We start from the raw sequence: 22,633 nt of genomic DNA on the forward strand, positions 1-22,633 counted from the left end.
CAAGAGGCGGGCCACGAGAGACTGGCCGCCGACTGCCCTCGAAAGGGGCGCACTGCATGCGCATCGACGCAATCCGTGCGGCAAACGCCGAAAGACATCGCAGATGAAAGCGTCGCAGGAATGGATCCGAGGGGCATGCGGTATGCGTCTCGGAGCATTGCCATGAACGCGTCGAAACTACTCCCCCTTGTTCTTGCGTCGTGTGCGGCGCCGCACGTGCAGACTCCGGTCACGCCGCCGATCCTCACCGCCGCGAAGGCCCCATTCACACGTCCGATCGGCGCACCACTGAGGTCGTTTCCCGATTTGTACGTAGCGATTCGGGGCCCCATGCACGCTCGGTACGATCCGGATGCACTCGGCTCGTTCAACCGCCCGATTGTCCTTCGCTTGACGAATGCGGGCGGCCGTCCACTCTACGTCGAGCCACTGCGTGTCGCCTTCACGGCGTCGCGCGAGGGGGTGCCATTCCCATGTCGGGAGCACGTCCTCGGGACGATTCGTCGAGGCGAGCCAAAATGGCTCGACCCAGGGCAGTCCTTCGCGTTCGAACGCGATATGGACTGCACCCTCCCCTTGCCCGGCACCTATCAGATACGCGCCTTCGTCCAGGTGGGGGAAGGGCCCATCGATCTGCGCCCCGAGGACGCGGCGGATGCGTTCATGTTCGAAGTGGAAAGCGGCCCCCTCGTGCCGCAAAGCTATCCATCCGGCGACGGGTTGTTCGTCATCATGAATGGCCGCAAGGTGACGAGGCCCATGCCGCCGGAAGCCTGGGCACGCGGCGACTACCGCGTCATCAGCCGTCATCAACGGCGGCCATCATCCGGTGCACGTGGGCGCCGCAACGCTATCGTTCGTCACCTATCGCAGCGGCTCGACACTCCCGTGTTCGGGGAAGGCGGAACATCTCGATCTGCCGGAGCAGCTCGACCCGGGAAACATGAGGGTCACCTCGTCACCGATTGCATGCGCGCCCTCGCAACAAGGGCAATACGAAATCGTGGGACGTTTCAGTCTGGGTGATGGTCACGAGGTGCAGGTCGGCCGAATCTCGCTCCATGTGACGCAGGACCCGACACGCTTCTCCCCCGAGCTGTGGCCTCCATCTCAATACTTCTCTCGCTAAACCTCCGCACCCGCATCCTCTGCCGCCCGAACCACCTGTGAAGGGCCGTCAACCGAATGTGGATGGCCCTCGCGAGGAGAGGCCACCGTCAAGACCGGAACATTGGAAAGGCGCACCACACGCTCCGCAACACTTCCAAGAAAGAGACGCGGTAGCCCTCGACGTCCGTGCGTTCCCATGACGATCAGATCGGCGCCGTACTTCTTGGCAAGACGAGGAATCTCCTCCCACGGTTCGCCCTGCACCAGCACGCCTTCGACCTTCGGATACCGTTCGCGAATTTTGGTGACCGTACGATCCAGGGTGGCCCGCGCATCGTGAAGCACCTTTTCGAGCTTCAGGTAAAATCCTTCCATATAAGGCGGTGGGTACACGCAGAACGCGTGGAGGACGATCAATTGCGCGTCGAACCTTCGTGCAACCTCGACGCCCATCTCGATGACATCCGGCGACGTCTCCTCGAAGTCGATGGCGAGCAATACTTGTTTGAAAGCAACCATTGCATGACCCCCTATGGAGACGAAACTCGGCGAAAGCTCCGTACACGCGGGCTCGGCAAATGACCAAAAATGCCCGCGTGCACGGTGCCCCGCGGAATTCGTCAGGATTTCTTGACGCCGGATTGAATGGTAATTCGCTTCGGCTGGGCCTCGGGCGTCTTGCGAACAGACAGCGTGAGAACCCCTTCGCGAAGGTCGGCATGAACCGCATTCGTGTCCACGCCATCCGGAAGCGTGAACGAACGCGTGAAGCTCCCGTAGGAGCGCTCGTAGGTGTAATACGTCTCGCCCTGTTCGCGCTTCTCGGCCTCGCGTTTTCCTGCCACCGTGAGGCGGTTGCCGGTGAGCGAAATATCGAGGTCCGATTCCTTCATGCCCGGCACGTCGGCCTTGAAGACATACGAATCCTTCGTCTCCTTGACCTCGAACGTGGGGAGATAACCCGCCTGCACCGGCGGATATAGTGGTGCGATTTCCCGGAATGGATCCCAGCCGATGAGATCGCGCATCATGCGAAACGGATCCCAGACCCCGCCGGGCACGGGCTTGTTCTCGTTTTCCTTACGAATGGCGATATCAGCCATGGCGTGTCTCCTTAGAATGGACTCGAGTGAGAGGCTTTCGAGCGCCTCGAATGCCGCCGACACGAGCATCTTGCATTCCATCTCCAGGCACCCCCACTTCCCACGATTGCGTGGTTCACGCGTCGCGCGGGTGCGCGGACCTTGCGCGGGAGCGCAATCGACGCGCCGCCCACGCGCGGAACGGCCAATGCACATTGCACTCGTCAAGTTATGACGAAAAGGAGAATCGATTCATGATGGGAGCGCTATCCGCCAAGGAGGCCGATGAGGTGCTGGAGAGCCAGTCCCTTGGTCGGATTGGATACATCGCCGACGGCAAACCCTGGATCGTACCGGTCACCTACATCTACGACGGCACTTGCGCATACGTTCACTCGGCCGAGGGCTCGAAGGTCGTTGCGATGCGGAGCAATCCCCATATTTGCTTCGAGGTCGAGGACGTCGTCGACATGGGCCATTGGCGCTCGGTGGTCGCGCAAGGCGTCTTCGAAGAACTGTGGCGCGACGACGAGGAGCGCGTGATGGATCTTCTGGCTACGCGTTTCGCTCCTCCCTTTTCGTGGGGCGATCCGGCGGCGCCCCCGCGTCACGAAGAAGCGCACCGTGGCGAAGGGGTCGTTCGTCCCCATCCTTTATCGCATTCGTTTCTTCGAAAAGACCGGACGCTTCCTGCGCGCGGGGCGTTGATTCCACGGGCACGCAAGGTGTACACATACGCGCACGGTTTGCATAAATTTCGTTCGACTGCGAGGCATCGGACGCGAAATCGCGAGGCATGGGCCGTGCTCCTTGGCTGCTCGATCGGAGGATTCACATGAGTGCCACCGTCCGCGATTTCATGAACCCGAAACTCGTTTATCTGCGCGAGGGAGATCCTGCCGAGCTCGCGCTACATCCTATTTTGAATTTCGGTATCACGGCCGTGCCCGTGGTGGATGAAGACTATCGTCCCGTCGGTATCGTATCCCTTCGCGATTTGGCTGATCCACAGCGTCGGGGCCATCGGGTGAGCCAACCCGTCGAAACAATTTCGGCCGACGCGCCCATTTCGCTTGCAGCGGTCGCCCTCTCCGACGCCGACGTTCACCACCTCGTGGTCGTCGACGACAAGAAGCGCGCAGTGGGAATGATTTCGACTCTCGACGTCATCCGAGCGATGCTCGGCATTCGCGCGAAGCACCCCCGATCGATCACGATGTTCGACGGCTCCGAGCCACAGCGAACTTACGCGCGCGATGCCGGTGCCGACCAGACGAGCCCCCGATGACCCCCGGCTTCGAGCCCCCTCGCGCGCTCGGCCGTCGCGTGTGTCTTCTGGGCGGCGGGGGGGATGCTCCGGGCGTCAACGCCATCGTGCGCGGCTTCGTCCACGCAGCGCACCGGTATGGGTTCGAGGTGTACCGCAGCCGCTACGGCTTCGAAGGACTGCTCGACCCCGAGCTGGACCTCACGCCACCCATGCGGAGCGATGTTCGAGGGATCCTCCCGATGGGCGGATGCATCCTGGGCTGCTCGACACGCGTGAACCCGTTCTTCATGCCCGCGCCCGGTCGGTTCGGTACGCTGGACTTGGCCTCGCCATCGTCGATCGCTTGAAATCCCTCGGCATCGAGGCGCTCATTCTCATTGGCGGAGATGGAACGACGCTTTCGCCGCGGCGCTTCATGGCGACGGGCACGAAGCTTAGCGCCTTTGCTTCGCGAGCCTCGTTGCCGCAAACGGTAACGACGGGGATCGGCGAGAGGCGCACGACCTTCTCGGCGACGCTCCCGAGGAGGACCCGCGAGAAGCCGCGCCGCCCGTGCGTTCCCATCACGATGAGCTCCGCACGGCAGGCCCTGCTCCCCTCGAGGATTTCCTGCCAGGGCTCGCCCCACGCGAGCACGGCCTCGATTCTCGCATACCGCTCACGGGCCCCGGCGAGCACCGCATCGAGCTCGCCGTGCACGGCCCCGGCCACGTCGTCCATGGGACGCGAGACTGGAACGGCGCACGTGTGAAGGAGCGTGATGGCCGCATCGAAGCGCGATGCGAGCGTAATGGCGAGGGTGAGCGCCTGGTTCGCCGCATCGCCGAAGTCCGTCGGAACGAGGATTTGCGCAATCGAGTGGATACCAGCGTTCATGGCATCTCCATCAGCATGAAACATTCCATGAATCGGACGCATTCCGTGCGCCGGTGCGCACCGTCTGCAGCGAATGCCACTTGGCTCTCCAATTGCTTTGTTACCCGTCACGATTCCCAAAGGAGGACACGTTCATGAGCCACGCCAGCCACGAAGTGAAGAAGCAGCTCGAAGCGACCATTGCCGCGCTCGAAGAGTTCCGCGACGAGACGCGCGTGAAGCTCCATCTCGCCGGGATGGAAGCGCGCGACCGTTGGAACGAGCTGGAACCGCACCTTCTCGACGTGCAGGATCGGGCGCGCAAGGTCGCGAGCAAACTCGACGACATTGCCGCTCTCCTGACCGGGCACTGAGCTGGGCTTCGCCCATGTTCCACGTTCGCTTTCACGGCCGTGGAGGACAAGGGGCCGTCACCGGGGCGGAGCTGCTTCCTCGCCTATGTCCGCGCAGCGTGCGTTTTGCTCTACCTCGCGAGGCGACAAAAATGCGTGCCGGCACGTCGAAATTTTTATCTGACGTATTTGGACTTGCGCGGCGGTCGGCCCAGCCAAGGAGGAGTCCCCCCGCGAGAAAGACGTCCGCGGGCAACGAGGAGAAGGACTCGCATCCCGACCAGATCCCTAGCTTGTCTTTGGCGCCACCGCGAGAGGAGCGCAGCGATCCCCTCTAGCGCGCCTCGCGCGGGCGGCCACTTCGTCGATCGCTGGGTCGCCTCTTGATGCCATACGCGAATGAAAGTGCATCGTGAGTTTGCGAAGCTGAAACGCAAGCACGAGCATCGATCCTCCAAAGAGCAGCGCGTAGCAACCTAGCAAGGCCACGATGGCCAAAGGAGCCATCTCGCTAGGCCAAACGAGCAACGTCACGCCGAGCGGGATGGCTCCCAACGCGGCGAAGCCAAGCGACAGCTCGCCCGGGCTCCGACCGCGCAGGCGAACAATGGCAGCCAACTCGAGAACTCCGGTGAGGATGGCCCAGACTGCAACGACGTGGACGAACATCGATAAGCTCAATTCGGCCCAGATGGTGAACAATCCAAAGGCCATCCCGAGAAACCCTTCGATGCGCCCCTCACCCTCCGTTGCACGGCGTTGCGGAGCCGCCGCGAAGGCGAGGCTCCCGTCGACGAGCGCGTACACGCCAAAGAGCATGACGAGCGCGCCGAGGGTGAGGCGATCGCACCGGAGCAACGCGACCACCCCGAACAGAATGGCAGAAACGGCGGGCAGCGCGGCCGGCTTCCAGCTCCGTGCGAAGCGAGATCTCCTCAGGAGTCGATCCGCACGCGGCGGGTCATGACATCTCCGACGTTCATCGTTCCTCCTCACGCGCCACCAGCCGGGACGCCGCAAACTTGACGGCCTGGGTAAGCAAGGCATACGCCATGGCCCGCCCCCCGGACGATGCGGAAAGGAGCCTTGGTCCTTCATGCATGGCGCAGTTCGCGCGCACACGCGCAAAGGGTGCAGGCGCCACCTTCGTCCGGAGGGCCAATGCGCCGCTCGGTCCATGACACGGCACTCGCAGGTCGAGCCAAGAGGTTCAAATGCGATATCGATGGTTCGCTGCATTGGCCATGGCTCTTTTTTGCCTGCGATTCGACGGACGAGATCGACGATGCGGCACTCGAAGGCCAGGCATGCCGCGTGCTCTTTCACCTTCACGTCATGCGCAAAACGCTCGAACGACTTAGCTCGTACCGCAGCCTGGCCATCATCGTAGTCATGATTTTCATCAGCCTTTGGTTCTCGTACCTCGACACCAGCGGCGCGATGATGAAACGTGTACCGTACAGCGAATTCGTCGCGGCGGTGAGCGACGGGCGCGTGGAGCGGGCGGAGGTGGCCTCCGATCGCATCGTGGCCACGGTTCGAGACAAAGAAAACGGCCCGGCGGAAGCGATCGTGACGGACCGGGTTCCGAACGTCGAGGAGCGAACGTTGCTCGACGCCATGCAAAGCAAGGGTGTCGTGGTCACGGGCATTCCCCAGCGCAGCTCGCCGTGGGCGACGTTGCTTTGGACACTGGCGCCGTTCCTATTCATGATTGCCCTCTTCTGGGGATTCTCCAGGATGGCCGCCCCCGGCAGGGGGAGGCCTATGTCGTTCGGGCGCAGCAAGGCAAAGCTCTACGACCGAAGCAAGGAACATCCGGTGACATTCGCCGACGTGGCCGGGGTCGATGAGGCCAAAGCCGAACTTCGCGAGGTCGTCGGCTTCCTCAAAGAGCCCGAAAAATACCGAGCCGTCGGCGCGCGCATGCCGAAGGGTGTCCTCTTGGTGGGCGCCCCCGGAACGGGAAAGACGCTCCTCGCCAAGGCCGTCGCCGGCGAATCGGGGGTCCCGTTCTTCTCCATGTCCGGCTCCGAGTTCGTCGAGATGTTCGTCGGGGTCGGCGCCTCGCGCGTGCGCGATCTCTTCGAGCAGGCCAAGGAGCGCGCGTCCTGCATCATCTTCATCGACGAGCTCGATGCCGTCGGAAAAGCACGCGCCGGCGCCGCCGGTTTTGCCTCCAACGAAGAGCGCGAGCAGACGCTGAATCAGCTGCTCGTCGAGATGGACGGTTTCGACTCGGGTTCCGGGCTGGTGATCATGGCGGCGACGAATCGCCCGGAAATCCTCGACCGAGCGCTGCTGCGCGCGGGCCGGTTCGATCGGCAAGTCGTCGTCGACCGGCCCGATGTTCGTGGCAGGGAGGCGATCCTCCAGGTCCACGCGCGCAAAGTGTTGCTCGACGCGGACGTGGACCTCGAGGTCGTCGCCCAGCGCACGCCCGGAATGGTCGGCGCCGACCTCGCGAACGTGGTCAACGAAGCCGCGCTCGCGTCCGTGCGACGAAGCGGGAAACAAGTGACCTTTCAAGACTTCGAGGAGGCCATCGATCGGATTCAGCTCGGGCTGAAGAAAGAGGGTCGGGTCATGACCGACCACGAAAAACGTCGCGTCGCCATCCACGAGGCGGGACACGCCCTCGTCGCCTTGTCGATAGAGCACGCCGACCCCGTCCATCGCGTCACGATCATTCCCAGGTCGATCGGCGCCCTGGGCGCCACCTTGCAGCTTCCGACCGAGGAGCGCTACCTCCTGACCCGCGACGAGCTTCGCGACAGGATCTGCGTCCTGCTCGGGGGTCGCGCCGCCGAGGAGCTCGCGTGCGACGGCATCTCCACGGGCGCCCAAGTCGATCTCGAACGCGCAACCGAGACGGTACGCCGGATGGTGTGCCACTTCGGGATGAGCGATGCGTTGGGTCCCCTCACCTTCGGGCACGATGCGGGTGGACGGTTCCTGCCCTGGCGGCCCGAACCCGTCGAGGGCCGCAACTTCAGCGAGGAGACCGCGCGCATCATCGATGCCGAGGTCAAGAGCATCATGACCAAGGAGCACGCGCGGGCACGCTCGGTGCTGACGACGCGCCGGAGCGCGTTGGATTCCGTCGCGCACGAGTTACTCACCCACGAGACGCTGCAGCGGGCGGAACTCGAAGCCATCCTCGGCCGCCCAAAGAGAGAATCGCGTCCTGCGCAACATCCGCGCACCGCCGCAAGCGGTGCATGAAAGGTCGGCCATGCGTCCGCAAACGCCACTCCAGGACTATTTCCAGCCCGCGATCCTCAAAGATGGCAGCTCGCTCGTCATCCGCGCCCTCCGCCCGTCGGACAAACCCTGCTCTTGGCCGACAACCAGAAGATGCGCGAGGTGTTCGATACGAGCGGCTTCGTCGTGGAGCATTCGTCGAACGACAACATCTACCGCGTCGTCTTCCCCACGCGTAAAACCGAGGACTTCATCGCCGCAAGCCTCGCGCGCGAGCGACAGGCTGCGGCGCACAGTGTGAACGTCTTCTTCGAGCCGGAGTCCATCGCCGTCGTCGGGGCCTCGCGACACGAGGGAAGCATTGGCCGCGTGATTTTATCCAACCTGAAGCGCTGCGAGTTTCGCGGGCCCGTCTATCCGGTGAATCCTCATGTGCCAGAGCTCGAAGGCTTCCAGTGCTACCCGAGCGTGGGCGCCATCGGCCGCCGCGTCGATCTCGCGGTGGTCGCCGTCCCCCAAACCAGCGTTCGCGATGTGGTCGCGGAGTGCGCGCGCGCGGGCGTGCGGGGCATCGTGGTCATCACCTCCGGCTTCGCCGAAGCCTGGAGCGACGGACGCAACGCACAGGACGAACTATGCCGTTTCGCACGAGCCTCCGGCATGCGCATGGTCGGACCGAATTGCATGGGCATTCTGTGCACGGCCCCGGGCGTGTCGATGAACGCCACCTTCGCTCCCGTGTGGCCGCCCTCGGGCGGCGTGTCCATGCTCTCCCAGAGCGGCGCGCTCGGGTTGGCCATGCTCGACCATGCGGCCCAGCGCAACATCGGTATCGCAAGCTTCGTCTCCGTCGGAAACAAGGCGGACGTCTCCGGGAACGACCTCATCGCCTATTGGGCAGACGACCCGCACACCACCGTCATTGCCCTGTACCTCGAGAGCTTCGGTAATCCGAGAAAATTCGCGCGCCTCGCCCCCGAGGTGGCCAAGAGAGAACCGATTGTCGCCCTCAAGTCGGGGCGCTCGGGCGCCGGCACGCGCGCGGCCGCGAGCCATTCCGCCGCGCTCGCAAGCGTGGACGCGGGGGTCGACGCTGTTTTGGCGCAGGCGGGCGTGATTCGCACCAACACGATGGAGGAGCTTTCGACGTCATCGCGCTCCTCTCGCGAGAACCGTTGCCGCGGGGGCCGCGTGTCGGTGTGGTGACCAACGCCGGAGGACCGGGCATCCTCTTCGCCGATGCGTGCGAGGCGCACGGCATTACGCTACCCCGACTGGGAACGCCGACGGTGGAGCGGCTGCGAGGTTATCTTCCACCGCACGCGGGGCTGAGCAATCCGGTCGACATGATCGCGTCGGCGACGCCCGAGCAGTTCGAGCGCACGATCGAGATCGTCGGCAACGATCCCGACATCGACGCCCTCGTGGTCATCTACGTGCGGCCGTACGTCACCAAACCCGAGGCCATCGCGCAAGCGATCGCGCACGCCGCGGGGACGGTCCCGGACTACAAACCCATCGTGCCGGTCTTCATGTCATCGCAGGGCGCCCCCACAAGTCTAGCCTTCGGCCCCCGCGGTTCGTTGCCCAGGTACCGCTTTCCGGAGAATGCCGCGATCGCATTGTCCTCGGCCGCATAGTACGCACGCTGGCGCAACCGGCCCCGCGGTACGGTTTTGACGCTCTCCTCGGAACGCGTGCGCGCCATCCGCGACGTCGTGCATCGCGCCGGAAGCGGCGCAACGGACTCGTTCTGCCTCGGTGAAACGGATCTGGCCGCCGTTCTCGAGCTAGCCGACATTCCTCATGCTGTCGCGATGTCGCATTTCGCATTGCGCCCGCCTCCGATCGCGACGTGGCCGACATGCTTTCGAGCCTTCGCGCCGCCAAGCTGCTCGACGGGTTCCGCGGGGCACCGCCCGCCGATCGCGACGCGCTGCTTCTGCTCGTGCAACGGGTTTCGGCCCTGGTGGAAGCGCTCCCGGAGTTGCTCGAGCTCGATTTGAATCCCGTCAAAGTGCTCGCACGCGGTCAGGGCGCCGTCGCCGTCGATGCCCGCATGCGCTTCGCGCCGCTCCGCTGATCACGCGAAGGCTTTGCGAAGCATCCGTCGTTTGACCCGCTCCACGAGGAGCAGGTACGTCGCCGTCGCCAGCGCGAGAAAGACGAAGAACGGCCACGGCAGCGGAACGAAGCCCAGCACCGCGGCCCCCGGCACGAACGGAAGGGCAATGCCCGCGCCCACGATGGACAGCGTCGTCGTCGTGAGCGCCCGGCTCGGACGGCTGCGGAAGGGCGAGCCGCCGGTGCGAACGATCAACGTGACACTCCAGGGCAGTCTCGCCGGTGCTCAAGGTCTCCGTCTTGTCGCCGCAGAGTACATCGATGCTACCGAAGTTCTGAATGGCCGCCAGGTTCTTGACGATGACATTGGCTTCGGCCATGCGAGCGGCGCCGCGCGCGAGGGTGACCGCCGAAATCGTGGGCAAGAACTCCGGCGTGAGCCCCACGGCCAGCGCGACCGCGAACAGCAGCGACTCGAGCGGCGCGCGATGCAAGACAGCCGTGACCACGAACACGAAGAGAACGAGGAAGAGAACCGTCTTCAGGATGAACATGCCGAAGCGCGCGAGACCTCGTTCGAACTCGGACGGAGGCGGCTGCGCGACCAGAGCCTCCGCGGTGACCCCGAACGACGTTCGGGCCCCGTTCGCGTCACCGTCGCCACGGCGCGCCCGCTCACCACCGAGGATCCCATGAAGACCTCCGCGCCTTCGCCCTTTTCGACGGGTAGCGACTCACCGGTCAGGGCCGCCTCGTTGAGATGCAGGTCCTTCGTTTCGAGCAACTGCGCATCGGCGGCGACCATGTCGCCAGCGTCGAGCCGGAGCAGGTCGCCGGGAACGACCTCGCGTCGGGGGATGGCCCTCCACGCGCCGTCGCGGTGCACTTCGGCAGTGTGGGCAACACGGGACTCGAGGGCCTGCGTCACGCGGTGGGACTGGTACGTCTGCACGAACTCCAGCACCGCGCTGACGATAACGATGACGAAGACGATGGACGCGTTGACGAATTCGCCGAGGGCGGCCGAGGCGAGACTTGCAAGTAGTAGGATCACCACGAGCGGCTTTCCGAACTGCCGCAGCATGTCGGTCAGCAAGCAACCCCGCACACGCGCCACGGGCTGGTTCGCGCCGAACGAGATGAGTCGTCGACTGCCTTCTTCGTCGCTCAGCCCCTCAGTCATTGTTTGCGATGGGACGCAGGTCAAGGCGAACCCGTGTGCCGTCACCTTGCTTCTCGACGAACGCGCGCGTGTGTGGTGGCCTCGCGCGCCTTCGGGACTTCCAAGGAGTGCGAGCGAAGGACTCCGGACAGCGCCTGGAGTGCGTCCGTCGTCGTAAAAATCCCGCATACGCGGCCTCCGGACATCACGACTGCACAGCCGTATTTGTTCTCGGCCATCTCCTGCACGACATCCTCCACCCGCGCGTCCTGACGCACGCAATACGCGTCCTCCGACATCGCCTCGTCGACGAGGGTGTCTCGGGTCGTGACCCCGGGGAGGGACTCGATCAGGTAGAGATCGCGTTGCGAAAGGATGCCCGCGAGCTTCCCATGCTCGAGCACGGGAAGGTGCCGGACGCGATAGCGCCGCATCATCTCGTGCGCGGTCTCCAGCGTCTGGTCCCGCCCGATCGAGTGCGGCGACGCCGTCATATAGGCGGCCACCGCATGACGCGACACGACAGCAGCGGGTACCTTTCTCCTTCGTTGAACGTTCGAGAGAACCTTGGCGGTGCTACGGCGCCGGCTGGCTTGATTTCCAATCATGGCATCGAAAAGAGCAAGAATGCGTCCAGACCCCCATTCGGCCATTCACCGGAATTCCCGCCAAACCGACCGTGCAGGCCGTGCGTAGATACGAAAACGGCGCGCAGCACTCGAGGCCGACCTTGCTCGCCAAATGCGTTAGACGCCATGGATACCTGCGCGTTCGGCGAGTTCCGCCTCGATGATCTCGTGCAGCGCGCCTTCGACTTCGCGGCGCACGCATCGAGCGGCGATGTGATCATTGGCGTTCTGCGCAGCCACACGCGGTGAAACGGGCGCGCCAAACACGAATCGCCAGGGAACCAAGTGGGGAATGGCAACGACGTGAGCAGGAAGCGGAATGGGAATACCGCTGCGACGCAACCATCGTTCGCCACGACCGTAGGCATTGCCCATGATCGACGTGCAGACGCCGCGCGAGGCGACCCACGTTCGCATAAAATCGCTCGCTGAACGCCGGCTCGAACGCAACGAACGCGTTGCGATGCTCTTTGCGAAAGCCATCGATGGTCACGCGGAGGATTTTGCAGATCCGGTGCCCAGATTTGGACGTGCTGCGCCTATGGCCGCTGAACGACACCGCGCCAGCGACCAGGAAAGCATGATCCGCAGAGCGTGCGGGCGGGCGCACGCCGTGCATGGCTCCTGGCCATCGTTTGCACCGTTACCGCAGCGCACGGGCGGGCACACTCGATGCGTAAGCGTGGACATGACCTCCATTCAACACATTCTGCTGGCTACGGACTTCGGCCCCGCCTCACAACGTGCGCTGGTCACTGCCGCCGAGATCGCCGAAGCGATGCGCGCGAAGGTGAGCATTGCCCATGTTCTCGACCCTCCGGATTCCCACGTCTCCATCGAAGCTCTACGCGAAGCAATACGAGGCTCTCTTGACGGTGCCGTGGATGCCGTACGGACCCATCACGTGGATTGCTCGGGCACCATTCGCCTGGGACGACCGTGGGTAGAAATCGTGCGGGCGGCGCAGGAGGCTCGCGCCGATCTCGTGGTCGTGGGCTCGCACGGACGCCGCGGCCTCGCGCACGCATTGCTCGGCAGCGTCGCCGAGAAAGTGACACGTCGCTCTTCCGTCCCCGTCTTGACCGTCCACGGCTTCTGGTTCGAGGACCGCGTCGCCGCGGGGCGCGAGCTGAGCAAGCAAGTCGCTGTGCTGCGCGCGCTGAAGCCGGCGGTCATCGCCATCTCGCGCGGAGGAATCGTCGTAGCCGCAGAGATCTGCCGTGTCCTGGGGACACCCCTCGACATTTTGTCGACGCGCACATTGGAGCAACACGGGAGGGTTTTCGGTGCCCTCTGCGAGGACGGGACCCTGCGCCTCGATCCGGAGGTCACCGGACTCGCGAAGCTCTCCGAAGAGCGCGAGGCCATCGTGGCGAACACCCGTGCTGTGATCAACGAGGAAGTTCGCCAGCTGCGTGCGGCCCCTTGCCTGGGTGAGCTCTCGGGACGAACCGTCGTTCTCGTCACGGACGCGTTGATGGATACGTGGAGCGCGCTGGCCGCCGACGCGGCGGTGCGCACGCTGGGAGCCGAGCGCACCATCTTTGCCACACCGCTCGTACGCGATGGCCTCACGGACACACTGACCAAAGATCGGACGGACGTCGTAGCGCTCCACACCCTTCCTCCGGGGTTCGAGCCCTCCGCTGCATACCGCCACTTCCGCGAACCGTCCGCCCGTTGCCTCATCGACGCCGTGAGCAGCGGCATGATGACCGTGAGAGATGCGCCTCGATCGAACGAGCCGTCTCCATGGCGAGCGTCTTGCCCTTGACCGAAGCCTCCATGGCCAATCGAGTGCCCACTCGAGCCGAGGGCGGACGTGCACTCGTCGAAGTGCGCAACCTGGTGAAGCGTTACGGAGACAAGCTCGTTCTCGACGGGCTCAACGTCGCGATCGAGCGCGGCGAGACGGTGGCCATCATTGGCGGGTCGGGGTGCGGCACGACGACGCTCTCCCGGCTCATCGTCGGCCTGGAGCGTCCGACCTCGGGCCACATTTTCCTCGAGCGGGTCGATTTGACCGCGCTCGACGAGCGCACGCTCACGGCGACGCGTCGGCGCCCGACTCCCGGCACCGGGCGCACGTCACCCGCCGAGATCCGCGCCCGATGGCGGGCCGCCCATCGCTCGTCCTGACGCGCACGCCTTGCGCGGCCGCGCAACGCGTTCATGTCTCGATGCCTCCCCTCGCGCATGCGTGCAGGAGAAAGGCCGGTGGTCTCGTTCTTGTACGTCGTCCGGCGGGGAGATCACCATGGCCAACATCCTCGTTCTGTACGCAACCCGTGAGGGGCAAACGAAAAAGATCGCAACGCGCATCGCCATTGGCATGCGCGCACGCGGACACGAGGTCGCTTTGATCAACGCTGAAGACGAACGCGAGGACCTCCCGGTAACGAGGCTCGACGCGGTGTGCATCGGCGCCCCCGTACACTTCGGTCGCTATCCTCGCGCCATCGCTCGCTTCGTGCGCACGCATCGAACGCTGCTCCAATCGACCCCATCATCGTTCTTCTCGGTGTGCATGGCCATCGCGCACGGGACGGCCGAGGGCCGCGCCGAAGCCCAGAAATACGTCGATCGCTTGTCCCGCCAAACGGGGTGGACGCCTGGGCACGTCGAGCTCTTCGCCGGCGCGGTTCCATATACGAAATATGGATTCTTCACCCGGTGGATGATGCAGAAGATCGCACGAAAGACCGGCGGCGACGCCGACGCGTCACGCGATTACGAATACACGAATTGGGATCAGGTCGATCGATTCACCGCCAGCGTTGCCAATGCGGCCTTTGCGCGTACTACCGCTGCAGCCCACCAGCATGCGGCGGAGTGATCCACATAATCACGAGAACAAGTATCAGCATCGATTGCACGACCATCGCCGATCTGGCGCAGGCGCGCGTTCGTTCGTGGCACGCACGCTGCAATGAGGTTCTCGCACCCACATGGAAATCGAATGCCTTGGTGCCGCGCAGACGGTCACCGGATCGAAGCACATCCTCCGCACGCAACATGCAACCATCTTGCTCGATTGCGGCCTTTTTCAAGGCAGACGCCGCGAGTCCATCGATCTCAATCATCGCCTCGGTGTGGACCCGAGGGAGCTCGATGCCGTGATCCTTTCGCACGCCCACATGGACCACTCGGGAGCCCTACCGCTCCTCGTGAAGCATGGATACGAGGGCCCCATTTATACCACCCCAGCGACTCGGGACCTCTGCGCGGCGATGCTGCTCGATTCCGCGATGATTCAGGAAGCAGACGCCCGCTACATCAACAAGGTCATCGAACGCGACGGCGCGAAGATGGATCCCGTCGTCCCACTCTACACGGAGAACGACGCCGTGCAGGCACTCGGCTACTTTATTGGCGTTCCATATCATCGCCGCCAACGCATCGCCCCCGGCATTGATCTCGAGTTCTTCGACGCCGGTCACGTTCTGGGCAGCGCACTGGTCGTCCTCGACGTGGACGACGACGGCACACGCAAGCGATTTCTCTTCACGGGGGACCTGGGACGGCGGCATATGCCCATTTTGCGCGACCCGGAAATCCCTATGGGAGCCAGCGTACTCATGATGGAAAGCACGTACGGCGACCGCGTACATCCCCCCATCGAGGAAATGGATGATGCTCTGGGCACGATCATCGAGCGCACGATTGCGCGGCGCGGCAAGGTGGTCATCCCGTCCTTCGCCCTGGAACGTGCCCAGGAGCTCCTGTTCACGATGAAGCGCCTGCGCCAGAAGGGCCGCATCGCGCGGGTGCCGGTCTACGTCGATTCCCCACTAACCGTAAAGGTTACCGACGTATTCAAACTACATCCCGAATGCTTCGATTCGGAAGCATTGGCCCTGATCGGGGGGGCCGATTCTCCATTCGACTTCGAAGGACTCCGATACGTCTCCGACAAGGAAGATTCCAAAGCGCTCGATGCTTCGTCCGAGCCATGCGTCGTCATCTCCGCGAGCGGCATGTGCGAGGGCGGCCGAGTCCTGCATCATCTGAAGGCGACGGTAGAGAGCGAGCGAAACGTCATCGTCATCGTGGGATTCCAAGCGCAGCACACCCTGGGACGAAGAATCGTCGAGCGGCGCCCCCGTGTCCGCATCTTCGGCGTCGAGCGCGACCTTCGGGCGGAGGTCGCCGTTCTCAACGGCTTTAGCGCACACGCCGACAAGCGCGACCTCCTCGGTTTCGCCGAGAGTGTGCGTGACCGGGGATCGCTCGGCAACGTCGTTCTGGTCCATGGCGAGCCCGTTGCACAACGCGCACTTGCGGACGCTCTTGGCCGCCGCGGATTCTCGAAAGTTCATATCCCAGCTGCGGGCGATCGCCGAACGTTCTAAGCGCGCACACCGTGCATCGCTACGCACTTTCTTGCGCGGCCATTTTCTCCATTTCGCGATGAGCGTCTCCGCAGAGATTCGTGACCCACGGATGACGGAGCCATGACGAAGGCCTGGCTACATTCCGCGCATGCAAACCGTCGTTGCCAATGAGAAGGCTATCGACTGGCCTCGAAGCATTCCGTTCGTCGCCGTGCATGTCGCGGCGCTGGTGGGGGTCGTCGTGCTGGGCTGGTCCTGGCGTGGATTCGGCCTCGCGGTCGCATTGTATTACGCGCGGATGTTCTTCGTGACAGCCGGCTACCATCGCTACTTCTCGCACCGGAGCTTTCGAACGAGCCGTGCGATGCAACTGGTGCTCGCGCTCGGCGCCATGAGCAGCTCCCAAAAGGGCGTCCTGTGGTGGGCTGGTCATCACCGTACACACCACAGGTTCTCGGACCAGGCCGGAGACATGCACTCGGCGCTGCGCGATGGGTTCCTCTGGAGCCACGTCGGATGGATCCTCTCGCACAAACACCAACCAACCGACACTGCGCACGTGAAGGATCTCGCGAAGTATCCGGAGCTCGTGTGGCTCGATCGATGGTGGTGGTTGCCGCCAACGGCGCTCGCGGTCGGCCTTTTCCTCGCCGGCAGTCCATTCGCGTTCGTGTGGGGCTTCTTCGTATCGACGGCCCTTCTATGGCACGGCACCTTCACGATCAACTCGCTGACGCACATGTTCGGGCGCCGGCGGTACGCGACGACCGACAACAGCCGCAACAGCGCGACCCTCGCCATCGTGACGCTGGGCGAGGGATGGCACGACAACCACCACTACTACCCGCGCTGCGTGCGCCAGGGCTTCCTATGGTGGGAGATCGATCCCACGTACCTGGTGCTCCGCGTGATGGCCGCATTCGGTCTCGTGTGGGACGTTCACGAGCCACCGGAGGAAGTCGTCGCTGGTTTACGCCCGATTCCCGGCGGAATGCTTGCGCCCATGCAGGCCCAGGACGTCCGACGTTGGATCGTAGGCACTGGGCAGAGGAGTCGCCTAACGGGCCTCACGCGGTGGCCCATCGAAGTAGGGCGCGAGTGGGACCGACGGCTGCGCCCGGAGCTTCGCAACGACAGCCGCAGACTCGTCGCCGGCGAGCACGTCACACGCGGCATACAGACCGTCCGGTCCTTCTTCGAGCGCGTTGTGACGAGCGAGGATCTCGCGGAGGGTCGCCAGCCTCGTCAAGGTTGGCGACCCCGCCAGCAGTCTCGCGATCTCACCATGATCTCTTCGCAACTGTGCGGCGATCTCCAGTGGCGCACCTCCGCGTCGTGTGCGCGCGAACGGCAGGAGAACCTTCTCCTCCATGCCGATGTGGCGGAGGAGATCGTGTCTGAAATGTGCGTACGCGGATTCGTCGATGATACCGTCCGCGGCCTCGCTCGCAGCAAGGAAGTGGTCGATGCGGGTGTGGTCCTCGACCATGAACCTTTCGATGTCGCCGATCGTCATGTGCATGACCTCGTGCCCGGCCGCATGCAACGCACGAGCCTGCAGCGAGTGTCGTGCTATTGCGGCATACCACCGCGCCAGTGCGCACGCCTTGCGCCGACACGCAGCATTGGCGGAGCGCCTTCCAGCCATGGTCACGGAGAACGACCTGCCTGGGGCAGCGGACTTGCGGACAAATCCTCGGCGCGCGTTGGCAATGCGGATTGCCCCGATATCGTCCAAATCGACAACGCGGCAAGGACCGCGAGGTCGGTGAAGAGAAGCGGCGCGAACACCGGCGCCCCGAAGACGACCTGCGCGGTCATCGATGGAGCAGGCCGCCGCAAGTCCGTGAGCAGATGCAACACGAATCCAACGATACCGACGATGGCCTCGAGCCCGCACACCCCCAGGCACACCCGCAATATGAGCGGCTCATTTCGCACCAGCGCGACACCGAAAAAGCTACACGCGAATGCCGACGCGAAGACGGGGATCCATTCGGTATTCTCGAAGAAGCTGTTTTGGGCGTGATCCAGCAACGACAATGCGAAATTTCCAAAGAAGCCACCAAGCGCCAGAAAAAGAGACCACTGGCCGACGGCAAGCGAGTCCGGACGCTCGAGCCGAATCAACAATAAGAGGAGCCCGACTCCGACGTAGGCCAGTGGGGCAATGAACGGCGCCGAATAGACGAGACTATGGATCGTACGCTCCACGAAGAACGCACTCGAAAGATGAAAGACCATCCCGACCACTCCCATGCCGATGGCCACAATCCCTACTCCGAGATCGATTGCACGGGTCCATCGCGGAGACCCGAATCGTAGTGCGCCCGGCAAAAGGAGGAACGGCGCGATCGCCGAGAAGACGATGGGCGCCCATTCCGCGCGATCGCGATAAGCGTTCTCGGCGTGGGCGACGAGAATATCGACCCCGAGAAAAGCGAGATTCGCGATCACGAACCACTCCAGGCAACGCGTGGGGCTGACGTTTCGGAAGCGCATCGGTCATCTCCTCGCCGCAGGCGGTGGATCGATGATTGACGGGAGCCCCGCGCCGCCGTCCGCCCTCCCGCGTGAGGCGCGCAGTGCTGCCGCTTCATCGTCGATTCGAACGCGATGCCGAAGAAGCTCGTAATTGCCATGCCATTGCACGAAATCGGCACCTCCCATGAAAGCACCGTGCTTCGCGGTTCTGCCGTAGTAGTGCCACAGGTCGAACTCGTCGAACTCGATGGGTTCGTCGAAGGGGCGCGCGGTCAAAAACCCCTCCTTGCGTAGTGTCGTCACGACCGAAGTGGCTTCCTGGACCTTTTCGTTCGTCGCGGCGAGTACTTGCTCCGCGACCGCATAGAATGCATCGATGCGGGGGCGCGCGTGGCATTTGAGGCAGACCTCTTTCATGTCAATCTGCCCGCGCTCGTAGTTCGGGCGCTTCGTCGAGATGGGAGCGAATAGAAACCATGAAAGACGCTCGGTCGTGTCATGCGTCATCTTCATGCCTTCGAGGCCGCTCATGTGGCAGGTCGAACAGGTGGGGACGGGCATGTCCCGTGTCGTAAGGTGCTTCGGGTCCGCCCGTAGGTTCATTCGAGGGCGTTGTGTCGCGAAGAGCGCACCGTGCTTGGACTCGTCGTAAATCTCGCGCTGCGAATGATCGGGGCCCATATGGCACTGGCCACACGTCGACGGCTCTCGCGCAAGCTCGACCGATGCCGTATGGCGGGCATGGCAATTCGTACACGTCCCGAACGACCCATCCGCGTTTGGCTTGCCGATCGCATGGCACGCGTTGCATCCGCCCACCACGGCGGACGGCCCTTCGATCGCTCCGATGCTCATGGGCGAGCGGTTCACCCAGGATGGATGATAGCGCTCACCCATCGCCAGTTGTTCTGGGCTGAAATCCTTCGCGCCGTTTACCGATGCCCAAGCTGGCGCTGCGTGGCGACTTCGCGCGTACTGCTCGTACTCGGTCGTGTGGCATTGGGTGCAGTTTGCCGCCGTCAGCGCCTTGGCAATCGTGAAACCATTGTGCTCGATGGTGGGCTGGCCACCCGTCGGGCGGTGGCAATCGAGGCAGTTGATCCCTTTCTGGGCATGCTGGCTCTCCTCGAACTCGACAACCACGGCCGAAGTCTCACGACGATGGCACTCGGCGCACTTGCCGGTTGCCTTGGCGAGTGCGGGCGTCGGCTGTTGCCGTTCGACCTCGGGTCGTCGGGCGTTCACCAAAAGCGCGGCGACGATGAGTGCCGTGCCGAGAAAGACCGCGATGAATACGGATTTGAAAGGCATGCACTTCCTCCGCGATGACCCAAGGCGCTCTAAGCGCGAGACCGCGTCGCTACTTGCGATCATATCGAGAAGCTCGGTGGTGATCTCCTCTTGGCGCAATTCCCGTTCCGTGCGCCTAAGCTCCGGTGGTCTGCCACGCCGTCTGTCCGCAGGTCCGCGCATCGATGAGGATGATGCGCGCGGCATCCTCGCTTCGAGCAAGCTTCAACAACATCCAAGAGCTCGCACGCATTCTCGTCGAGAATCCCATGGGCGAAGAAAGCGATCTGTCAGTTCGGTTGCCGTCGCGAAGGGCGAAGCATCTCGTCCAGGATTCCCCCGAGCAGGGTTCCCACGCTGGGCCCGATGCTCTGAACCGGATCACTGCGATGAATCACCGTGGGGATCTCGCCTGGTGCGCTACCCACGACCACGACGAAGATCCCAGCGTCCACCAGGCGAAGGGCCTCGATCAAACGCCCCGCCGACGGACCGGGCGAATCGTCGTCGACGATGACGACGCGACGCCGTCGGGAGCCGTTTACCGCCGCAATGCATTCCCTCCACGTGCGCATCACGAGCAGGCGCTCCTCGGGTGCGTACTCCCGAACGACGCGCTGAAGCGAGGACGCCAAGATTGGGTTGGCGGACAGCAACACGACGTCGCGTCGGTTCATGTTCTTCCCGTGAGCCTTATCGGAAATGCCGGGAAGATCCAGCCCGATTCTCAAGCCGAACGGCGACATCTCTTCGCGCAGAACCATCAAGTACTCGCGTATGGCCGCTGGGCTCTCGCGGGGTCGCAAGCCAAGCTCCACGGCGCGCTGCTCCCGCTCGGAATCGGTACGGGAAAACAACGCGAGTGAGATTCGCAGCCAGCGGTCCATGTGACCTTGCAAGGACACATGGCTCTCGCCTCCGTCGGTGCACAGTTTCCGAAGGGTCGCATCGGTACTCGTCCAGTTGAAATCTCTCCGCGCGACAGAGCAGAAATCGAGCCACGACGACCTCGGCCCACGACGACGGGGGTGGTAGATCTGCAATACCGGTGATCGTCGAGTGCAGATCTGCTCCCTCCGTCCGTCGCTGAATAACGCCGCAACGACTTCGAAGTGTTCGAGCTCCTCCAAGACTTGCTCCGCCAGCAGCATCTTGTCATCCAAGCTCGGGGCGAGGCGCAGTCCGCCGCCGAACACGTGCGCGGCGACGAGCTCGCGTTTCCCTTGGCTCATGAGCAGAGCGACCATGAGTGCGCGAGCCTCTTCGGACCGCTCCGGCGAACCTTGTTGCGGTTTACCAAAAGGCGCGGCCATTCACTATCTCCTTTCCATCACTCGGAGCCTTGGGCAGCGCGCGTAAATCGAAGCTCGGATCGCGTCACCCCCAGATACTTCAGCACCGGAAAGCAAATCTTCTGCAGAAAGAGCGCCCGGTCGATTCCGGCTTTCCGCATGATCTCGATGCGAGCGTCGTATTCCGGCACGATGCCGACACCAGGCATCTGGAAATGCGAGAAGACGTGAGCGATGTCGTCCAGCGTTTCCGCTCGATCCTCTTCGAGCAGCACTTTGACGACGTCCCCATAAAAATGGGTGTGAGCCATCTCGTCGCGACCAATGAGCCGAAAGATGCCGTGCAGGACCTCGTCCCCCTCACGCTTGGCACGCTCGGCCTGCCGCATGTAAATCACGAATGTCGCCATCTCTTGGAGGCAGCCGTAAATGGTCATGCGGCGCGCCGTATCGAAAGGCAGCATCCACTCGACCCGTCGAAGTCGCTCCTGCAGATCGAAGACTTGCTCCGGAGTGCGGCGCCCCGAGCGCATCAAGTATTCGATGAGGACGACGGTGTGCTTCGACTCTTCGTACGCCCAGTTGGCCGAAAACCACGCTTGCCCGAAGCTTTGGCGCACCAGGTTCAGCCCCTTGGAGACGTAGTCCGGGAGATAGCTTTCGACGGCGCAAAACGTCTCCGCAACCGTCGCGAGCTCCTCGCTCCCACCACGCTCCACGCGGTCCCAGGGAACATCGCGGTACGGATTCCAACGTCGCTCCTGCTCCGCTTTGTCGAAAAAACCCAAGTATTGCCGGTAGATCCGCTCGCTGCGGATCGTGTCGCGTTCACGCATGGTTACCTTTGCATCAGGGCGAGAACTGCCGAGATGTGTCTAGTCACAGTGAAAGTCTTAGCTAACTGCTCCTCGAAGCCGAGGCGATGCAAGAAGACGGCCGGCACACGAGAGCCCGCACATGGACGAGATGGATCCTGCGAACCAGGCACTCAGTCCTCCAATCTGGTGCAGCGCGTGCGCCACCGCGCGCCGATTGCGCGCATCACTGTCGCGATCGCTCGGCTCCTTCACCACCAGGAGCCCATGGAGAACTTCCGCCCCCTGCCAGACGCCTGCGCTCAGACTCATTATCACTTTCCTATTAGGCCTTACCAAGGCATGAACAATCCGAAAAACCTCAATAATCGCGGATCGTCTACCGCCACGGGTTGACCGCATTGATCCCTTACCGAACACCGCCGGACGACGTAACGGCTAGCCATTACGTCGACAGTTCGTGACTCGCCTGACGATTGAAATTAGGGAATACCGCATCAAGCAAACGCCATCATCGCTTTAGGAGGCAATCGCGATGGAACGAAAACGACTTGATGCATCGAAACTTCGGCGCCTCACCGTCAAGTACGGCGTGGATCCCAGGTCCATTGAACGAGAGGCACGAGAACCCGGCTCCGTACGCGGAATGGCAGGCGAGCGAGCTCGCGCGGCACTGCGGGATCCGATTC

The 22,633-nt window shown here is 63.3% G+C and carries 26 protein-coding genes and 1 pseudogene; 14 read left to right on the plus strand and 13 right to left on the minus strand.

What is annotated here, in order from left to right; all coding sequences use genetic code 11:
* Window positions 1-330: 330 nt before the first annotated feature.
* A complete protein-coding gene (locus LZC95_35460) occupies window positions 331-1,026 on the plus strand; it encodes a hypothetical protein (GenBank protein ID WXA91737.1) in 696 nt (231 codons plus the stop codon).
* A 99-nt stretch (window positions 1,027-1,125) separates the two neighbouring features.
* On the opposite strand, the gene LZC95_35465 is transcribed toward LZC95_35460, so the two are convergent.
* Both LZC95_35465 and LZC95_35470 read right to left on the minus strand, forming a co-directional pair.
* On the minus strand, window positions 1,126-1,629 hold the full coding sequence (locus LZC95_35465; GenBank protein WXA91738.1) for a universal stress protein: 504 nt from the start codon (window positions 1,627-1,629) through the stop codon (window positions 1,126-1,128).
* Between the two features lie 101 nt (window positions 1,630-1,730).
* Complete coding sequence (locus LZC95_35470; protein WXA91739.1) at window positions 1,731-2,213, minus strand: Hsp20 family protein; 483 nt, start codon at window positions 2,211-2,213, stop codon at window positions 1,731-1,733.
* A 233-nt stretch (window positions 2,214-2,446) separates the two neighbouring features.
* On the opposite strand from LZC95_35470, the gene LZC95_35475 reads away from it, so the two are divergent.
* From LZC95_35475 to LZC95_35485, 3 genes are read left to right on the plus strand one after another with little or no spacing between them, the layout of a single operon-like run.
* On the plus strand, window positions 2,447-3,031 hold the full coding sequence (locus LZC95_35475; protein ID WXA91740.1) for a pyridoxamine 5'-phosphate oxidase family protein: 585 nt from the start codon (window positions 2,447-2,449) through the stop codon (window positions 3,029-3,031).
* Window positions 3,028-3,480 (plus strand): CBS domain-containing protein, encoded by a 453-nt coding sequence (locus tag LZC95_35480; protein WXA91741.1) that lies wholly within the window; start codon window positions 3,028-3,030, stop codon window positions 3,478-3,480. Before LZC95_35475 ends, LZC95_35480 begins: the two co-directional genes overlap by 4 nt.
* Window positions 3,477-3,809 carry a 6-phosphofructokinase gene (locus LZC95_35485; protein WXA91742.1) on the plus strand — a complete coding sequence of 111 codons (333 nt, stop codon included), beginning with the start codon at window positions 3,477-3,479 and terminating at the stop codon, window positions 3,807-3,809. Before LZC95_35480 ends, LZC95_35485 begins: the two co-directional genes overlap by 4 nt.
* On the opposite strand, the gene LZC95_35490 is transcribed toward LZC95_35485, so the two are convergent.
* A complete protein-coding gene (locus LZC95_35490; GenBank protein ID WXA91743.1) occupies window positions 3,748-4,338 on the minus strand; it encodes a universal stress protein in 591 nt (196 codons plus the stop codon). The two genes, LZC95_35485 and LZC95_35490, sit on opposite strands and share 62 nt — an antisense overlap.
* A 134-nt stretch (window positions 4,339-4,472) precedes the next feature.
* Between LZC95_35490 and LZC95_35495 the strand changes: the two genes are divergently transcribed.
* Window positions 4,473-4,691: a hypothetical protein gene (locus tag LZC95_35495; protein ID WXA91744.1), complete on the plus strand. Its 219-nt coding sequence runs from the start codon at window positions 4,473-4,475 to the stop codon at window positions 4,689-4,691.
* Window positions 4,692-4,958: 267 nt separating this feature from the next.
* Here LZC95_35495 and LZC95_35500 read toward each other — a convergent pair whose 3' ends face one another.
* A complete protein-coding gene (locus LZC95_35500) occupies window positions 4,959-5,537 on the minus strand; it encodes a DUF308 domain-containing protein (protein ID WXA91745.1) in 579 nt (192 codons plus the stop codon).
* A gap of 294 nt (window positions 5,538-5,831) precedes the next feature.
* Here LZC95_35500 and ftsH point away from each other — a divergent pair, with 294 nt between their 5' ends.
* The 4 genes from ftsH to LZC95_35520 all read left to right on the plus strand — a co-directional run bounded on the left by ftsH (window position 5,832) and on the right by LZC95_35520 (window position 9,957).
* Window positions 5,832-7,895 (plus strand): ATP-dependent zinc metalloprotease FtsH, encoded by a 2,064-nt coding sequence (ftsH, locus tag LZC95_35505; GenBank protein WXA91746.1) that lies wholly within the window; start codon window positions 5,832-5,834, stop codon window positions 7,893-7,895.
* Between the two features lie 114 nt (window positions 7,896-8,009).
* Window positions 8,010-9,080 (plus strand): CoA-binding protein, encoded by a 1,071-nt coding sequence (locus LZC95_35510; GenBank protein ID WXA91747.1) that lies wholly within the window; start codon window positions 8,010-8,012, stop codon window positions 9,078-9,080.
* Window positions 9,077-9,514: a hypothetical protein gene (locus LZC95_35515; protein WXA91748.1), complete on the plus strand. Its 438-nt coding sequence runs from the start codon at window positions 9,077-9,079 to the stop codon at window positions 9,512-9,514. The genes LZC95_35510 and LZC95_35515 overlap by 4 nt, the downstream gene beginning before the upstream one ends.
* Window positions 9,515-9,738: 224 nt before the next feature.
* A complete protein-coding gene (locus LZC95_35520) occupies window positions 9,739-9,957 on the plus strand; it encodes an acetate--CoA ligase family protein (GenBank protein ID WXA91749.1) in 219 nt (72 codons plus the stop codon).
* Here LZC95_35520 and LZC95_35525 read toward each other — a convergent pair whose 3' ends face one another.
* The 5 genes and pseudogenes from LZC95_35525 to LZC95_35545 all read right to left on the minus strand — a co-directional run bounded on the left by LZC95_35525 (window position 9,958) and on the right by LZC95_35545 (window position 12,146).
* Window positions 9,958-10,194, minus strand: coding sequence for a hypothetical protein (locus LZC95_35525; GenBank protein ID WXA91750.1), 237 nt, complete (start codon window positions 10,192-10,194; stop codon window positions 9,958-9,960).
* A 175-nt stretch (window positions 10,195-10,369) separates the two neighbouring features.
* Window positions 10,370-10,546 (minus strand): annotated as a pseudogene (locus LZC95_35530) (hypothetical protein).
* Window positions 10,480-11,121 (minus strand): hypothetical protein, encoded by a 642-nt coding sequence (locus LZC95_35535; GenBank protein WXA91751.1) that lies wholly within the window; start codon window positions 11,119-11,121, stop codon window positions 10,480-10,482. The pseudogene LZC95_35530 and the gene LZC95_35535 overlap by 67 nt, the downstream one beginning before the upstream one ends.
* Before the next feature lie 41 nt (window positions 11,122-11,162).
* Window positions 11,163-11,621 (minus strand): CBS domain-containing protein, encoded by a 459-nt coding sequence (locus tag LZC95_35540; GenBank protein WXA91752.1) that lies wholly within the window; start codon window positions 11,619-11,621, stop codon window positions 11,163-11,165.
* Window positions 11,622-11,846: 225 nt separating this feature from the next.
* Window positions 11,847-12,146 carry a hypothetical protein gene (locus LZC95_35545; GenBank protein WXA91753.1) on the minus strand — a complete coding sequence of 100 codons (300 nt, stop codon included), beginning with the start codon at window positions 12,144-12,146 and terminating at the stop codon, window positions 11,847-11,849.
* A 271-nt stretch (window positions 12,147-12,417) separates the two neighbouring features.
* On the opposite strand from LZC95_35545, the gene LZC95_35550 reads away from it, so the two are divergent.
* From LZC95_35550 to LZC95_35570, 5 genes are all read left to right on the plus strand, one after another.
* Complete coding sequence (locus LZC95_35550; protein ID WXA91754.1) at window positions 12,418-13,503, plus strand: universal stress protein; 1,086 nt, start codon at window positions 12,418-12,420, stop codon at window positions 13,501-13,503.
* The gene (locus LZC95_35555) at window positions 13,482-13,868 is read left to right on the plus strand and encodes an ATP-binding cassette domain-containing protein (GenBank protein ID WXA91755.1); all 387 of its coding nucleotides are present in this window, start codon (window positions 13,482-13,484) and stop codon (window positions 13,866-13,868) included. The genes LZC95_35550 and LZC95_35555 overlap by 22 nt, the downstream gene beginning before the upstream one ends.
* Before the next feature lie 118 nt (window positions 13,869-13,986).
* Window positions 13,987-14,565 (plus strand): hypothetical protein, encoded by a 579-nt coding sequence (locus tag LZC95_35560; protein ID WXA91756.1) that lies wholly within the window; start codon window positions 13,987-13,989, stop codon window positions 14,563-14,565.
* 112 nt (window positions 14,566-14,677) lie between these two features.
* Window positions 14,678-16,081 carry an MBL fold metallo-hydrolase gene (locus LZC95_35565; protein ID WXA91757.1) on the plus strand — a complete coding sequence of 468 codons (1,404 nt, stop codon included), beginning with the start codon at window positions 14,678-14,680 and terminating at the stop codon, window positions 16,079-16,081.
* A 130-nt stretch (window positions 16,082-16,211) separates the two neighbouring features.
* Window positions 16,212-18,092 (plus strand): acyl-CoA desaturase, encoded by a 1,881-nt coding sequence (locus tag LZC95_35570; GenBank protein ID WXA91758.1) that lies wholly within the window; start codon window positions 16,212-16,214, stop codon window positions 18,090-18,092.
* Window positions 18,093-18,568: 476 nt separating this feature from the next.
* Here LZC95_35570 and LZC95_35575 read toward each other — a convergent pair whose 3' ends face one another.
* From LZC95_35575 to LZC95_35590, 4 genes are all read right to left on the minus strand, one after another.
* Window positions 18,569-19,858, minus strand: a complete 1,290-nt coding sequence (locus LZC95_35575) for a hypothetical protein (GenBank protein ID WXA91759.1) — start codon at window positions 19,856-19,858, stop codon at window positions 18,569-18,571.
* A 269-nt stretch (window positions 19,859-20,127) separates the two neighbouring features.
* Entirely contained in the window at window positions 20,128-21,150 is a 1,023-nt protein-coding gene (locus LZC95_35580; protein ID WXA91760.1) for a hypothetical protein, read from the minus strand.
* Between the two features lie 17 nt (window positions 21,151-21,167).
* Window positions 21,168-21,965, minus strand: a complete 798-nt coding sequence (locus LZC95_35585) for an acyl-ACP desaturase (GenBank protein WXA91761.1) — start codon at window positions 21,963-21,965, stop codon at window positions 21,168-21,170.
* 57 nt (window positions 21,966-22,022) lie between these two features.
* Window positions 22,023-22,256, minus strand: a complete 234-nt coding sequence (locus LZC95_35590; protein ID WXA91762.1) for a hypothetical protein — start codon at window positions 22,254-22,256, stop codon at window positions 22,023-22,025.
* Window positions 22,257-22,633: the final 377 nt, after the last annotated feature.

The sequence above is a fragment of the Sorangiineae bacterium MSr12523 genome (assembly GCA_037157775.1).
Classification (GTDB): Bacteria; Myxococcota_A; Polyangia; order Polyangiales; family Polyangiaceae; genus Pendulispora; species Pendulispora brunnea.